This is a genomic window from Cytobacillus sp. OWB-43 (assembly GCF_034651445.1).
Classification (GTDB): domain Bacteria; phylum Bacillota; class Bacilli; order Bacillales; family Cytobacillaceae; genus Cytobacillus; species Cytobacillus kochii.
This window is the reverse complement of sequence record NZ_JAYEFF010000005.1, coordinates 71,827-86,931: the sequence shown is the minus strand read 5'-3', so window position 1 is coordinate 86,931 and position 15,105 is coordinate 71,827. Positions and strand designations below refer to the sequence as shown.

General features: G+C 36.5%; 17 protein-coding genes and 1 other annotated feature (1 of these 18 only partly in view). Of the genes, 5 read left to right on the top strand and 12 right to left on the bottom strand.

All coding sequences use genetic code 11. The annotated features are described in order from the left end of the window. Positions 1-181, bottom strand: a binding site (T-box leader); it reaches 95 nt to the left of the window's first position. Positions 182-604: 423 nt separating this feature from the next. Continuing rightward, positions 605-1,144, bottom strand: a complete 540-nt coding sequence (locus U9M49_RS17185) for a hypothetical protein (protein ID WP_322910267.1) — start codon at positions 1,142-1,144, stop codon at positions 605-607. A gap of 309 nt (positions 1,145-1,453) precedes the next feature. Between U9M49_RS17185 and U9M49_RS17180 the strand changes: the two genes are divergently transcribed. Next, positions 1,454-2,164: a hypothetical protein gene (locus tag U9M49_RS17180; protein ID WP_095370982.1), complete on the top strand. Its 711-nt coding sequence runs from the start codon at positions 1,454-1,456 to the stop codon at positions 2,162-2,164. Positions 2,165-2,254: 90 nt separating this feature from the next. On the opposite strand, the gene U9M49_RS17175 is transcribed toward U9M49_RS17180, so the two are convergent. The 11 genes from U9M49_RS17175 to U9M49_RS17125 all read right to left on the bottom strand — a co-directional run bounded on the left by U9M49_RS17175 (position 2,255) and on the right by U9M49_RS17125 (position 8,713). Next, positions 2,255-2,452, bottom strand: coding sequence for a hypothetical protein (locus U9M49_RS17175; RefSeq protein WP_095370983.1), 198 nt, complete (start codon positions 2,450-2,452; stop codon positions 2,255-2,257). Between the two features lie 19 nt (positions 2,453-2,471). Further along, positions 2,472-3,203 carry a cytochrome c biogenesis CcdA family protein gene (locus U9M49_RS17170; RefSeq protein WP_322910331.1) on the bottom strand — a complete coding sequence of 244 codons (732 nt, stop codon included), beginning with the start codon at positions 3,201-3,203 and terminating at the stop codon, positions 2,472-2,474. A gap of 46 nt (positions 3,204-3,249) precedes the next feature. Continuing rightward, on the bottom strand, positions 3,250-3,819 hold the full coding sequence (locus U9M49_RS17165) for a nucleotidyltransferase domain-containing protein (protein WP_322910266.1): 570 nt from the start codon (positions 3,817-3,819) through the stop codon (positions 3,250-3,252). Then, positions 3,816-3,938 carry a hypothetical protein gene (locus tag U9M49_RS17160; protein WP_322910265.1) on the bottom strand — a complete coding sequence of 41 codons (123 nt, stop codon included), beginning with the start codon at positions 3,936-3,938 and terminating at the stop codon, positions 3,816-3,818. The genes U9M49_RS17165 and U9M49_RS17160 overlap by 4 nt, the downstream gene beginning before the upstream one ends. Before the next feature lie 30 nt (positions 3,939-3,968). After that, a complete protein-coding gene (locus U9M49_RS17155; protein WP_322910264.1) occupies positions 3,969-4,700 on the bottom strand; it encodes a class I SAM-dependent methyltransferase in 732 nt (243 codons plus the stop codon). A 14-nt stretch (positions 4,701-4,714) separates the two neighbouring features. Beyond that, complete coding sequence (locus U9M49_RS17150) at positions 4,715-5,161, bottom strand: HAD hydrolase family protein (protein WP_322910263.1); 447 nt, start codon at positions 5,159-5,161, stop codon at positions 4,715-4,717. Then, the gene (locus U9M49_RS17145) at positions 5,158-5,487 is read right to left on the bottom strand and encodes an HAD-IIB family hydrolase (RefSeq protein WP_322910262.1); all 330 of its coding nucleotides are present in this window, start codon (positions 5,485-5,487) and stop codon (positions 5,158-5,160) included. The genes U9M49_RS17150 and U9M49_RS17145 overlap by 4 nt, the downstream gene beginning before the upstream one ends. After that, positions 5,484-5,912, bottom strand: a complete 429-nt coding sequence (locus tag U9M49_RS17140) for a DUF4275 family protein (protein WP_322910330.1) — start codon at positions 5,910-5,912, stop codon at positions 5,484-5,486. The genes U9M49_RS17145 and U9M49_RS17140 overlap by 4 nt, the downstream gene beginning before the upstream one ends. 24 nt (positions 5,913-5,936) lie before the next feature. Continuing rightward, positions 5,937-7,214, bottom strand: coding sequence for a hypothetical protein (locus tag U9M49_RS17135; RefSeq protein WP_322910261.1), 1,278 nt, complete (start codon positions 7,212-7,214; stop codon positions 5,937-5,939). After that, complete coding sequence (locus U9M49_RS17130; protein WP_095370989.1) at positions 7,211-7,624, bottom strand: hypothetical protein; 414 nt, start codon at positions 7,622-7,624, stop codon at positions 7,211-7,213. The genes U9M49_RS17135 and U9M49_RS17130 overlap by 4 nt, the downstream gene beginning before the upstream one ends. A gap of 87 nt (positions 7,625-7,711) precedes the next feature. Then, on the bottom strand, positions 7,712-8,713 hold the full coding sequence (locus U9M49_RS17125; protein ID WP_095370990.1) for a YeiH family protein: 1,002 nt from the start codon (positions 8,711-8,713) through the stop codon (positions 7,712-7,714). A 106-nt stretch (positions 8,714-8,819) separates the two neighbouring features. Here U9M49_RS17125 and U9M49_RS17120 point away from each other — a divergent pair, with 106 nt between their 5' ends. From U9M49_RS17120 to U9M49_RS17105, 4 genes are all read left to right on the top strand, one after another. Beyond that, on the top strand, positions 8,820-9,698 hold the full coding sequence (locus tag U9M49_RS17120) for a LysR family transcriptional regulator (RefSeq protein WP_095370991.1): 879 nt from the start codon (positions 8,820-8,822) through the stop codon (positions 9,696-9,698). 379 nt (positions 9,699-10,077) lie between these two features. Beyond that, positions 10,078-10,917 carry a helix-turn-helix domain-containing protein gene (locus U9M49_RS17115; RefSeq protein ID WP_233435361.1) on the top strand — a complete coding sequence of 280 codons (840 nt, stop codon included), beginning with the start codon at positions 10,078-10,080 and terminating at the stop codon, positions 10,915-10,917. 51 nt (positions 10,918-10,968) lie between these two features. After that, complete coding sequence (locus U9M49_RS17110; RefSeq protein WP_322910260.1) at positions 10,969-13,023, top strand: HelD family protein; 2,055 nt, start codon at positions 10,969-10,971, stop codon at positions 13,021-13,023. A gap of 344 nt (positions 13,024-13,367) precedes the next feature. After that, a complete protein-coding gene (locus U9M49_RS17105; RefSeq protein WP_095370994.1) occupies positions 13,368-14,339 on the top strand; it encodes a phosphotransferase in 972 nt (323 codons plus the stop codon). The last annotated feature ends 766 nt before the right edge of the window (positions 14,340-15,105 follow it).

Below are 15,105 nucleotides of genomic sequence, written 5' to 3'. Positions count from 1 at the left end.
ATACTGTGACATTGATAACGAGTGCCAAAACTCGGTGTAGCCTACTTATACTTATAAACAAGTATGTTCAGTACACAGCTCAGAGACCATTTTCGAATGATTGCTTTTTGCTTCTTCTCAGCTACCGAAGCTCTCTGCTTAAAAAACGACACATTCTACTTTTTCTCTTCATTGCTTTTGGAGTGAAAATATTTAAATGTAATTGTAATCAACTGGGTTTTGAAAGTCAATGGGAGAAGTGAAAGGCAAATGTGTTTTGCTCGGCTTTCGTGACGGATTTTCTAGTTGAATGACTTGCTAATGCTATTTGCTCGGCTTTCGTGGCAGATTTTCTGACTGAGTGACTCGCTAATACTATTTACTCGGCTTTCGTGACGGATTTTCTGGCTGAGTGACTCGCTAATGCTATTTGCTCGGCTTTCGTGACGGATTTTCTGGCTGAATGACTCGCTAATGCTATTTGCTCGGCTTTCGTGGCGGATTTTCTAACTGAATGACTTGCTAATGCTATTTGCTCGGCTTTCGTGGCGGATTTTCTAACTGAATGACTCGCTAATGCTATTTGCTCGGCTTTCGTGGCGGATTTTCTAACTGAATGACTCGCCTATGCTATTTGCTCGGCTTTCGTGACGGATTTTCTGGCTGAATGACTCGCTAATGCTATTTGCTCGGCTTTCGTGGCGGATTTTCTGACTGAGTGAATCGCTAATACTATTTGCTCGGCTTTCGTGACGGATTTTCTGGCTGTATGACTTGCTAATGCTATTTGCTCGGCTTTCGTGGCAGATTTTCTGACTGAGTGACTCGCTAATGCTATTTGCTCGGCTTTCGTGGCGGATTTTCTGACTGAGTGACTCGCTAATGCTATTTGCTCGGCTTTCGTGACGGATTTTCTGGCTGAATGACTTGCTAATGCTATTTGCTCGGCTTTCGTGACGGATTTTCTGGCTGAATGACTTGCTAATGCTATTTGCTCGGCTTTCGTGGCGGGTTTTCTAGTTGAATGGCTCGCTAATGCTATTTGCTCGGCTTTCGTGACGGATTTTCTGGCTGAATGACTTGCTAATGCTATTTGCTCGGCTTTCGTGGCGGATTTTCGTGCTGAATGACTCGCTAACGCTTCCTTTTTTACTTTTTTCACCATTGTTGGTTGTGTATTTCGGCCAAATCACGGGTCTTTATCTATTTCTCGGCGGCACGGGAAAACAATATTTGCCGACGATTTATCTTTCGATTACCAATAAAAGGCCTGGGCTCATCGGGCAGGCACGCGGCGTCATCTACCACTGACCATGGATTATTCTTTTCCCTCTCATAGCTTACTTATTACTACTATTGGCCTTTTATCTCGTCTCGTCAGGTTAAATAACCAGACAAATAAAAATTGGCGGAGGATGACTCATTTATGATTTTTGGGTATATAGAAGGGTAGAGAAATAGGAGGGGAATCACCATGACCATTGAATCCATCATCATTGGCGTTATTCTTATATTCATTCAACTTTTTGCACTAAGGATTATTAAATGGCTACCAATGAAAGAGCAGAAAATACTTTCACTTTCCGGCGGTGTGGCGATCGCTTATGTATTTGTATATATTCTCCCTTCCATGCATGAAGAACAAGACAAGTTAGGTGGCACACTAGCGATCGATTCCGAACTATACTTCTTGGGGTTAATCGGATTAATTGTTTACTATAGTGTGTATAAATTCGCAAAATCTACAAAAGCGCAAAAAATGAACCAAAACGCCGCCTATTTTGTGCAAGCAACTTTTTTCGCTATCTATACATTTATGGTTTCTTATATTGTATTCTCATCTGACGTTCACTCTGGTGAAGCTTTATTTTATGGATTAGCCATCGGTCTTCACTTTATCGGCATATCCTATCATATTGGAAAAGAAAACGAGGATATTCACCACCAATACGGACGCTTTCTATTTGCGATAGCTACGCTTATAGGGGCAATTGCCGGATCAATGGGCCCTACTACAGGGTTATTCGTCCACTCCATCATCGCTTTCAGTTCAGGCGCAATGATCTTTAATGTCATTAGTAAAGAGTTACCGGAGGAAGACTATGCCCACCTGCCCACTTTCTTATTGGCTTCCCTTTTGTACTCATTGATTCTCTTTACTCTTAAAACCGTCTTTAATTGGTAAATAAAAGGAGAAAACCCAATTTAAATGACATGAGCAAATTCCCAGAAACATTTGTTCATGTCTTTTTTATGGAGTTGTACTCAACTCTTCTTACTTACTTTTTCTGTAAAGTATAGCACTAGTAAGAATCATAACGACTGTACCAATCATTAATAAACTGTTTGGGATCCAATACAATTCACTCGGTAAAGTACTAAAAAATATGATAGACAGCACGATCAAAGGTAGCATGCCTAAAATATACAGACGGATGATTGGGTTTTGCCACTTTATATTAAACTGATTCAACTAATTTTCCCCCTTTGTGCTAACTAGTAATCATCCCCCACAACCCTTTCAAAAAGAATTCCGCCTTCGCTCCCCAAATGTTGATGACATACACTTGATCAAAATAGACCATTACCCCAATAATAATCAAAATGAAACCACCCATTTTCATCAAATGACTCGAATATTTATGAAAGAATCGCACCTTCTCAATAGCAAAACCTAGTAAAATAAACGGTATAGAAAATCCTAACGAATAAGCTGTAATATGGATAAAAGTTTGTTCTGGTGGTTGAGCCAAACTAGCGTAAATAATAGCACCTAAGATGGGGCCAATACATGGGGTCCAAGCGGCAGCAAAAATGACGCCTACTAAGTATGAACTCAAAAAAGTTCCTGCTTGTTTATATTTAAAGAGGCGTATCTCCTTCATAAGAAGTTTCGGCTGAAAAAGACCCATTAAAAATATCCCCATCATAATAAGGAAAATCCCACCAAACATGCGAATGAGATCATTATATTCTCTAAAAAACTCCCCAAGAAAACTCGCAGAAAAACCCAATACATAGTTTAAAGATGCTAATCCGAAACAAAACGCAACCGCATGAAGGATTACCTTCGACTGTGCACCATGCTTTTGTTTCAGGTCATTTACCGATACCCCGGTAATATAAGAGATAAAAGTCGGATATAACGGTAGCGTACACGGAGAGAAAAATGCCAATAGCCCGCCTAATAATGCTAAGGTTACTGTCATATTCATTATATCCATCACTAGGTATCCTCCTGATCCATTTAAGTAAGTGTATTTCAGTATCTTACAGTAATTCTAACCACTTATGATATGGCATATGTAATTGCATCGCCGTTTGTAGCCATTTCTTTTCTTCAGAAGATAGGAAATCGACGACTCGAAGAAAGTCCTCTTGATCTTTCGCTCTCGTATCTTTCGCTTTATATAACAACACCACTTCGGGACTCAAATAAGGAATGCCTTCTTTGTTTACGGACTTCATTTTTTCAAATGAATAACGAATACGCTCATCTCTTCTAAAGATCCAATCGTTATGTTGGATTTCATTTAACAATACCTCTAAAGAAGTACCATTTATCACATTCTGGCAATGAATTTCATGAATCGGTCGCTGTAAGTTTTCTCCTTCCCACATAACTAGTTCACCATTCACCACTTTCTGAAGCCTCCATTGTTTAAGGTGATTTTTTACATGCGCTTGATCATGACGAAATACAGCGATTTCAATATCTTTATGTTCTCTAGTCTTTTGACCGATATGCAAATCAATCGCCCAACCACCCGCAATAAACCACGGTTTATCAAATCCCGACATGAGTTCCTTTACTCTATGACAAAGTTGGAACTCCGTCATAATTTCAACCCCATACATAAAGCTCCTGCTACCGGATTGTACGTATATGGCGGAATTTCATAAAACTGGTTAAGAGAATAATCTCTTGAAACGACCAAATCATCTACTCCTTTCTTCAACAACCAATCATCATTGATATTTAGCTACTCTTATTTAGTCGCCGAAATGATGATCATCATGGGTCTTCTCATTTCATTCTTCATTTCCTCTGTATGCATCATATGTTCTGGTGGCTTTGGTTCCACTACTCTTGTGATTTGAAAACCTTGCTTTAGTAAGCCATCAAGATAAGTAGTCAAAGTTTTATGGTATTTCGTTACTTTTTCTCCCAAAAAGGTTGTTTGTCTTTCTCCTTCAAAGAAATAATGGTCGACAGGAAAATGAGAAACCTCTTGCTGTACATCATAGAACCAATCTTGACTACCTTGTGCTGTAAAAATAGGATGTTCTACAGAAAAAATAAATTGTCCTCCTTTTACCAATCCCTTATGAACATTATTAGCCACTTCTTCAAAGTCAGGTACATAGTGTAGGGCAAGCGAACTTACTATCACATCATAATGCCTCTCCTTTATTTGCATATCCTCTATTGTGGATCGAATATATGTAACATTTTCATAGTCTTGTGACATTGTTTTTGCTTTCGAGATCATTTTTTCAGAAATGTCTACTCCCACAACTGATTTAGCTCCATGCTCTGCCGCGAATCGGCAATGCCAACCGAAACCACAACCTAAATCTAAGACGGTTTTATCCTGAAAGGTCGGCAGCATACCTTTTAATGTTTGCCATTCTCCAGCTCCTTCTAAGCCTTTTACCGATCGTGTCATTTGGCTATATTTTTCAAAAAAGGATGCTTGATCATATATATTCTCCTTCATAACGAACCTCCTTCTTATAAAATATTGAACTTCTTTAATGCCTCATAAATCCCTCCTTCACTTGCCCTAGAAGTCACATAATCCGCAGCAGTCTTAACGCCTTGGCTACCATTCCCCATCGCAATTCCTAGCCCAACAAGTTTCACCATATCAATGTCATTGTCGCCATCACCAAAAGCAATTGTTTCATGGGGGTACACATTGAAATAGGCTAATACTTCTTTTATTGCTACATACTTAGATACCTCTTTTTCAACTACATTTAAGATATAAGGGTGCCACCTCTTGAAGATTAAATAAGGAAACGTTTGCCGATAAATATCTACTACTCTATCATTCGCAAATAAACATAAAAGATAGACCTCCTCCTCAAGAATAGCAGGCTGTGTACTCGGATAATCAGCAAGAGATAAAGTCTCATTAAGTGCTGTAAGAATAGCTTCTTCTTTGACACCATTCATATAAAGGATTCAGTATAAAAAGATAAACCATGTTTCATTTTTTCTGCAAAGTTCATCACGTCTATTAATCTCTCTTTATTAAATGGAATCTTATGTATGACCGTCTGTTGATGCTTGGCATACCCTCCGTTAGCTGTTATAAATGTCTCAATTCCTATTTCCCGCAACTCTTCACACATGGATAATGGTCTACCAGTAGCCGCAACAACGTGTATACCTTTCTCCATCAGTTTTCTAATCGCTACCTTAGTTGTCGGTGGTATACTCCCATCTTTTTCACTCGTTATCGTTCCATCCACATCAAAGAATACCAGTTTATAAGTCATCTTCTCTCAACCTCTTTATGATGATAAAAATAAGGATTGTACCACGGGGGTTCATGTGTCCTTATATATGTCCAAGTAAAATCAACATCCACCACATAAATATCACTTTCTCTCTCGAAATCAATCGCCTTGAGTGATGTTACCCGATCAATGATATACGCAGCAGCATCCATCTCGTAAAATATATAACAAGACATATTTTTCATTTGATCTAACCTACCTCTAGCCTGTTCTCCTTCTAGACAAGCGACTGTCTCATAACTAAAAACGTGCCATAGAAACCCACAAATTCTCCCTTTATCATATAAATGAATCTCTTCTTCTTCACTCTTATTCAAGTGACTAGCAATTGACTGCTCCCAGCGATATTGTAAATAAGACCCCATTTCGGTATCTCGGTTACTTTTACTCCCCGATCTCGCAATCTTGTTACTAAATCCACCACTCCATCACTTCCTATCCGCCAACAAGAAAACCTCACCTGTATTGGCATCAACCCCATACAAACTATCAATCATTGCACTTAAAATATATTTTCGTGTATCAAAGTCATACACATAACTAGGTTTTAACTCAATGAATTCCTTGATTTTTTCATAGGCTTTTTCTTTTGATAGGACAACCTCATCCGGGCCATCATACGATTTAAATTGATCACTTAATATCTGGTTGTCTATATAATTAATCACCTCGAGCGAACGGGGATCGATAAAGACTTTCAGTTTCCGCTGGAAAACAAACGAGTGGCTCTTACTTCCTTTTAAATTTGCGTGAATATAACCAATATCCCGATTGAAAGAAGTTAATAACCATTCCCCTGAATACTCTGGGTATACTTGTCTTAAAAACGTTTGAACGACGTCAATATAAGCAGTTACTTCACTTTCATTAATCAGTTCAGTATCAGCACTAGGTTCATTCGTGAATGCCTGTTTTGCTGAGATATTTTCTATCAACATCAACTCACTCCGAGTGAAGTTATTTTGTAACGGCTCCGACCAAACCAATAGCTCTTCCAATTCAATACGTCCACATCTATCGGTAAAACCTTCAAAAGGAAATGTTTTCGAAAGATCATTGGCTATATAAATTTCCTCTACAGCATATACAGCGTGGATTTTTTCCTCTTCAAAGGAAGGATCATGTATCAGTTTGATTTGCGATTGGGCAGCTTTCTTTACTTGCTCAACGGTCAATGTATATTCCTCTTCTTTCACTACTTCTTCTTTTAGAAATTGCCCATAAACACTATAAAAAACGAGTTTCCCTTCACTATTTAATTTCAGTTCAATATAACCAGGTGGAGATATGTCTATCCCTTTATAACATTCTTTAAAAACGTACTTGTCCCCTTTATGAGAATCCAGTTGAAAATGCCTACCATATATTAAATTCGTTTCCGCTTCTATCCATTTGATAATGCTTTCTACATCCCGCTGTTGAAAGACAACACCATGCTTTGCATATGTTTTCCCTTCCACAAAAATAGCGGATTCTACCTTATTTGTTTGCAAATCGATCGTAATTACTGCCGTTCCCTCAGGATTTAAATTTTCCTCAACAATACCTGCCTCTTTAGGAAACCACTCCATACAATATTGGTAAACTGTTTCATTAAAAAGTGTTACACGGCGACTGTAACTACTACGACATAAATCATAATGAGCTAAGCCGAACTTGAATCTGGTCCATTCTATTATTTTTTGCTCTTGTTCGTTTATAATCATTTCTTAAGCATCTCCCTTAACACATTCGTCATGTCGCCTGTGGTCAAATACGTCTCCCCATCATTAACCATATACATGAGAATACTAGGTTCATCTTGTTCTCCTACCCATAAATGAATGGCATGAGTAGGCAAACCCTTTTTATACTCAACCATTACATCATAATCTGGCAGTCTTTCATTTATTACTGTTGGCTCTTTTACAGCTGTTAAAATGACTTTTTCCACTGTTTTTATGTCTGCATCTTCTTTGATAGAAAAAAGGATGGTTTCATTTATTTCACCCACGCCTTTTGATGGTGAAAAATGAATAGCTTTAATTGGCTCGTTCAATAACACCATCGGCTCTCCCTTTTCACAACCGATGAGAACTAATACGCTTAAAACGATAGCGAGGTATATACTTTTCATACTTACTCCTTCATACATATAAAATGGAAATATATTCTTATTATCATACAATGGAACAAAAAAAAGAGCCACACTTCATGTGACCCTTTACATCATAAAAATAATGATAAATCCTAATAAAACAAGCAGTATCGTACCAAGTAATGCCGCATAAAAAATCTGCAGGCCCATTTTCTTAAAAGCGGAGAGTTCTACATTTAGCCCTAAGCCCGCCATTGCCATCGCTAATAATAAATATGATCCACTAATAAGCCATTGAACAAGTTCAGTCGGCAACCACCCCAACGTATTGATGGCACTCATTGCGAGAAAACCGAAAATAAACCAAGGAATAGGTAACTTGTTCTTTGTTGCGCTCTCTTGACTTTCCCGCTTCTTCATATAATAGCCGATAAGAATGGCCACTGGTACAAGTAAAATGACTCTTGTTAGTTTAACGATGATGGCGATATTCTCTGCCTCCACACCACCAACAGAAGAAGCAGCAACAACGTGCGCAATCTCATGCAGGGTGCCTCCAGTTAACATACCATATTGGTAATCGGTTATTGGTAAAATCGGATAAAGAAATGTATAAAGTAACGTGAATAGCGTACCAAGCACAGCAATCACACCGACACTGACAGCAGTCACACTTTCCTTCGCTCTGACAACAGATGCAATCGCCACAATCGCAGCCGCACCACAAATCGCCGTACCACATGCCGTTAATAAACTTAATGTCTTATCCACACGAAGCATCCTAGCGAAGCTATAAACTGCTATGAGGGTGACACATAATAAGAATGCCGCATAAAGAAAAGTACTTACACCTGCATGAGCTAAATCGGATAAATTAAGGCGCAAACCTAACAAGATAATGCCTAGTCTTAATAATTTTTTACTAGAAAAATCAACACCGACTTTATATGAACGGTTCCAACCAATCGTATGAGACCAAATTATACCTAGCAAAATGGCTAAAACAAGATGACCGATTATCGTCAGGTAAGGTAGTTTGGCGAGAAGGCCAGCCATAATTGCAATAATCAATGTCGTTCCTATTCCAAAATAAAAGGAGCCTGTTCTCAAAGATGACTTTAAATCCATTGCTGCCTCCCCTTTCTCTATTACAGTATAGTTTTGTCCTTTTTATTTTGGAAATAAATATATATAATAATACTTATTCATTTTATTAATAAATGGGGTGGTTATCATGCATATGGAGGAACTTGAGACGTTTCTTGTCCTCGCACGCGAGAAAAATTTTACAAAAACAGCTAAACAAAGGGCGTTATCTCAACCAACCGTTAGTGTCCATATAAAAAACCTGGAAAATGAATTTGCGACCTCACTCATTCAGCGCACAACAAAAAAAGTCCACTTAACAGCAGAAGGGGAACTTTTTTATAATCAAGGCTTAAAAATATGGGATGTGTATCAACAGCTTAAAGAAACATTATATGAGAAAAAACAAGTTGCCTCAGGACTCATACGAATCGGAGCTAGTTTTACAATTGGTGAATACATTTTGCCGAGCGTGATCGCACAATTACAAGCAACTCATGAGCAGTTATCCTTCCATGTGACGATTGGTAATTCAGATCAGATGATTAATAGTGTGAGGCGGTTAGAAGTAGATATCGGTTTAGTGGAAGGGCAAACCTATGCAAGAGAGGTGGTCCAAACACCCTTCGCAGAAGATCGTTTAGTGATTGTCTGTTCACCTGCCTATGAAGGAAATTTTCATTCGATAGAAGATTTGCATGATCAAGAATGGATTATCCGTGAAGAAGGTTCGGGGACAAGGCAATCATTTGACCATCTAATCGAATCTCATCAAATTAGAGTCAAATCCACCTTCATCATCAGCTCTACCCAAGGAATAAAAAGTAGCGTAAAAAGTGGACTAGGACTCGCCTTACTATCCGAGGCAACCATACAAGAGGAATTAACATACGGTCTATTGAAGATTGTACCGATAGATGGCCTTTATGCAAAACGAGCCTTTTCTTATATCCTGACCAAAGGGACAAACCTTAATCGCAATACGCAATTATTGGTCAATACGTTGAAATATGGTACTGAAGCTTAGTATTTAAACAAACGTTTGATTAAATGGGATGAATGGAACAAGTGACAGGTTCTATTCGTTCCTTTTCTACTCGACCAAACCACCTCTTTTTAAGCATTGTCCATTTTAAGGTGATAGTTATTTCAATATATAAGTAAACTTCTGAATTCCACCTAACATTGTAATGATAGTATGAGCTATCAACAAAAAAATAGTTTGTTATCCGTATAAATTCCCTCATTTCCAATACTAAATGTATATTACTCTCCCTTCATTGTCATATTTAAATATAATATTGCTGGCATCCGCTAGTATATGTGTAAGAAAAGAGCAAGAATAATGAAAAGATCTTTAGGTTTTCTTGTTATTATTTGTGAGGGAGGGTCAAGCTTTGAAAAAAGTGAATCTAATTATGGATACCATTGATTATATCGAAGCTCATCTATCAGAGAAAATGAACCTAGCACTTGTTGCACATGCCTTGCATTATTCGAAGTATTATCTGCATAGGGTATTTTCACAAACAGTAGGTATGACTATTCATGATTATGTACAGCGAAGAAAGTTAACTGAGGCAGCAAAGATGCTTGTATTCTCCGATAAGTCTATTCTAGAAATCGCATTGGTTGCTGGTTACGAGAGTCAGCAAGCATTTACCACTATATTTAAAGCAATGTATAAGAAATCACCCCTTCAATACCGTGAGGAAAAAGACTATTATCCATTACAGTTACGATTCCAATTTAATCATGAATGGACTCAGACGAGTAACAATAAAGAATTAGAGAACTTACGAATAATTAAAGAAGCTACCAAGGATGATGTACCATCTTGGATGGCTTTTGTAAGCCTCGTAATTGATGGCTTTCCTCACTTGCAAGAAGCAGAGCATAGAAAGGTACTTCAAACATACATTGCTGACAGACGTGCCTTCATCATGATAGAAAATGGATTAATCATTGGAAATATGTTGATTTCCCACATAAATGGGGGAATTGATTTCCTGGGGGTTCATCCTTTATATGATAAACCAGAGATTATACATCTTTTTATAAAGATGACCGATTTGGCAAATTACGAAAAAGTCCACATCACGTCTTTTAGAAAAGGAGATAAAGCTGACCTAGGCTACCGAAATGCATTAATTCAACTAGGTTTTAGAGAAGCAGAACTTCTGACTGAATTTGGTTATCCTACTCAGGAAATGGTTTTATACCAACAAGGAGAGATACATGATTAAGCCAGTTACACTATATTTATGAAAACTTAAGTATAAGAAAGGAGTGCTATAATGACATCTGATATATTCCAGGAAGAAAGTATACGATTAAAAGAAATGATTAGTCATTTGGAAGAAGAAAAAGATTACATCAATCATAAAATTAAAAAAGACGATGCAGATTATCATGATTTAAAGCATTATTTATCCGAGTTTACTGCTGATCCGATGGAGATGTACCAAAATTATCGGTCTATGACTAATATTGATAAAACAATTGACTTTTACTATAGTCAATTAAATAAAGTAAAAAAGCTTTTAGAATCACCTTATTTTGGTCGTATCGATTTTAAATTTGAGGATGGCGATGAGGTAGAAGAATTTTATATTGGAAAGTTCAACCTAGCTGATCGAGATAACGATATATTAATTTACGATTGGCGAGCACCGATATCGAGTATGTATTATGAATACGAACTTGGGCAAGCTGCTTATGAAGCACAGGTTGGTATGATACATGGGGAAATCAGCCGAAAAAGACAGTATAAAATTAAGGATCAGCAATTGCAGTATGCATTAGAGAGCTCTATGACTATCCAAGATGATGTCCTTCAAAGAGAATTGAGTACAACGTCTGATGATCGAATGAAAACAATTATATCAACCATACAGAAAGAACAAAATAAGATTGTACGAAATGAATCTGCTCATACTCTCGTCATTCAAGGAGTTGCTGGTTCAGGAAAATCAGCCATTGCTCTGCATCGCATTGCCTACTTGCTTTACAAGCACAAAGAAAAGCTATCGTCTGATCAGATCACAATCATATCACCGAATAAAATATTTGCTGATTTTATAGCAAATGTTTTGCCTGAACTGGGTGAAGACCCAGTTCGTGAACAGACATTTGATGATATTGCCACAGCTCTTCTTCCAAATAATATAAAAGCTGAATCTTTATACGAACAAACCAAAAGAATCATAGAGGAACCTCATTCTAACTATACGCTTCGAGTAAAACTAAAATCCTCATTAGCTTTTTTTAAGCAATTGAGCAATTATATAAAGAATATTGATTCAAACATCTTCCAACCGGATGAAAATATGCATTTTGGTGATACGATCATAACAAAGGAATACCTTTTATCAAGATTCCATAGTTATAATAACCTCCCAGTAAAACAACGGTTGGATGAGTTATCTAATGATGTCTTGGACATTTTAAAGAAGAGTAAAGCAGCAGAAATTAAAAACATCCCTTCCAAAATAGACTTAAAAAAAAGACTTAGCAGCTATTTAAAATTTAGTGATGCCCAATCTATTTATATACATTTCTTTAATGTGATAAATAATGCTGATGCACTAAATTGGAATAAAGAAAGACTAGAATATCAAGATGTCTTTCCATATATATATTGTATCTACTATTTTGAGGGCATCGAGTCGTTTAACTTAGTTAAGCATTTAGTTATTGATGAAATGCAAGATTACAGTCCCGTTCATTACGCTGTAATCAATAAAATATTTAGGTGCAAGAAAACAATCTTAGGTGATTTTGGTCAAATGTTGAATCCTTTTAGTTTAAATTCCGATCAATCCTTCAGTAACATATTTGATAGAATGGAATTTGTAGAACTGAAAAAAAGTTATCGATCCTCTTATGAAATTATCGCTTTTGCGAAGCAGTTTATGCCGGATTACTCCATCGAAGCAATTGATCGCCATGGAGAAAAACCAGAAATTATATCGTATACAAACCAGCATTCTTTGATTGATCAATTACAAAGATTAATCATCCAGTTCCAAAATAACTCGTTTAATCGTTTAGGTATCATCTGTAAAAGTGAAGCACAAGTAAATCAAATTTATGATGAACTAAAACAGTTTTTTACACTTAATAAACTAAGTGATACCAGTGAAACATTTGAGCAAGGGATAACCGTAACAACAATCCAATTAGCTAAAGGATTGGAATTTGATGAGGTACTCATTCCTTTTGCAAATGCTGATGTATATAAATCTAAATTTGACAAAGGCTTATTATATATCGCAGCAACTAGAGCGATGCATACGTTGACTTTACTGCACAAAAAAAGCGAATTAACTCCTTTAATTAAAAACGAGTAAAAATCGACCCCATTCTATAAAAGATTGGGGTCTTCTCTTTTTATCAATCAATTGTCACTATTCTACCCCTTTAGCAACATAACTAGAAGAATTCCCTTTATTTAAAGAAATAAAGTAACTATCAACCAACCAGAGCAGACTAATATAAAAACTATAACTATGTGTAAAGAAACTATCTAGAGGAAATAACTTAGTTATTACCGTTTTGTTTTACTTGATATTACTCTATATGCTTTATAGAATATTAATCAGATTAATGAAGGAGGATTTTTGTTTGAATAACTTATGTTTAAGTCTGGTTCATAGCTTTTCTCAAAAATAATTCATCGAGGAGAGTGTAATTAATGAACTTTTATATAATGAAAGATATACTGAACGAACAGTTCGATTTAAAAATTACTCACATGACACAACTTACCGATCATAATATATCTGCAACCTATTATTTAAATACATCTAAAGGAAGTTACGTTCTAAAACGTATTCCTTCCTATATTCAAGATACCGAAATAGAAGGCAAATTGGTTAAGTACCTTTACGAAAACGAAATTCCTGTAGCACAAGTTATTAAATCTAATCAAGGAACTTATTCATTCTCCATAAACGGGGAAAAATACCACTTACAAGAATATATAGATGGGGAAATTTATGACTTAAATAATGGAACTGACTGGTTTAAGGATGTATCCGCTCAAAATTTAGGAAAAATTCAACATGTATTATCTCAAACCCCCAAATTAAAAACAGGAATGATTAATAAAGAATTATTTACTAACGGTCAAATTATTAAGGCAAAAAAATCCTACCTCAAGACTTTTAAAAAAGCACAACAGTCAAACGATACGACAACTATGAAAGATATTATTAACCGATTAGAGTATCTAGATACAATTAATAACTATACGTTTGATTATTCTAAGTTTACATGTACTAATTCACATGGAGATTATTATACTTCTCAAATCATATGTAAGGAAACAAAATTATATACAATTGATTGGACAGACGCCTGTCATTTACCTGCATGTTGGGAAGTAATGATGTCTTTCGCTTATGCGGACCCTGTTGCTAAGAGTGGAAAAATTGAATCTAATGCTCTTAAACGTTATATAGATAACTATTCAAAGTGGTTTACCTTGACTAAGTACGATTTGTTCCATATGCCGTATCTGTATTTCTTTCAGCTAGCTGTCAGTAATTTTTACGAACCATATGGAAAGTTACCAAAAGAATATTTAAAAATTGCTAGGCTGACAACAAAGCAGTTAGCATGGCTAAATAAGAATGTTGATTCTTTAGCCATGAAGTTAGTTTAAAAAACGTAATCTTTTGTCTTGTCCCTGTCACGTAGACAACATAAAAAGCTGAACATTGAACGTGTGTCGATATTCAATCGGCACACGTTTATTTAGTTTCATATGACTAAATTTAGAATCATCATTACCTAGAGCTTATTCTCCTTCTGTTTAACACTTATTCAGTTTTGAGGTGTCGAAAGATCGATTCTATAATTAGCATAAAAAAACAAGTTGCCCCAGGGTTCATACGAATCGGAGCTAGCTTTACGATTGGTAAAGCTATTTTGCTAAGTGTTATCGCACAATTACGAGCCACTCATGAGCAATTATCTTATCATGTTACAATTGGGAATAGCGAATAAGTAATTGATAGTGGCAGGCACCATAGCAGTAGATATTGGCTTGTGGAAAGGCAAACCAATGCGAAAGAGTTTGTCCAGAACCCCTTTGCAGAAGATTGCTTATTGACCTTCTGTTCACCCACATATGGAAAGGCATTTTCATTCGATAGAGGACTTATATGACCAAGAGTAGGTCACGAAAAAGGCACTTGATTGAATTACATCAAATTAGCGTCAAATCGACGTTCATCAGCTCTACACAAGGAATAAAGAGGAGTGTAAAAAGTAGCTTAGACGCTCCTTATTTTCCGAGGTAACTATAAAAGAGGAGTTGACATACGGCCTGTAGAAGCTGGAAGGCTTTAAGAAGAACATTCCTTCTCTTATGTGTTGATCAAAGGAACGAACTTGAATCACAGTATCCAGTTATTAGTTGATACGTT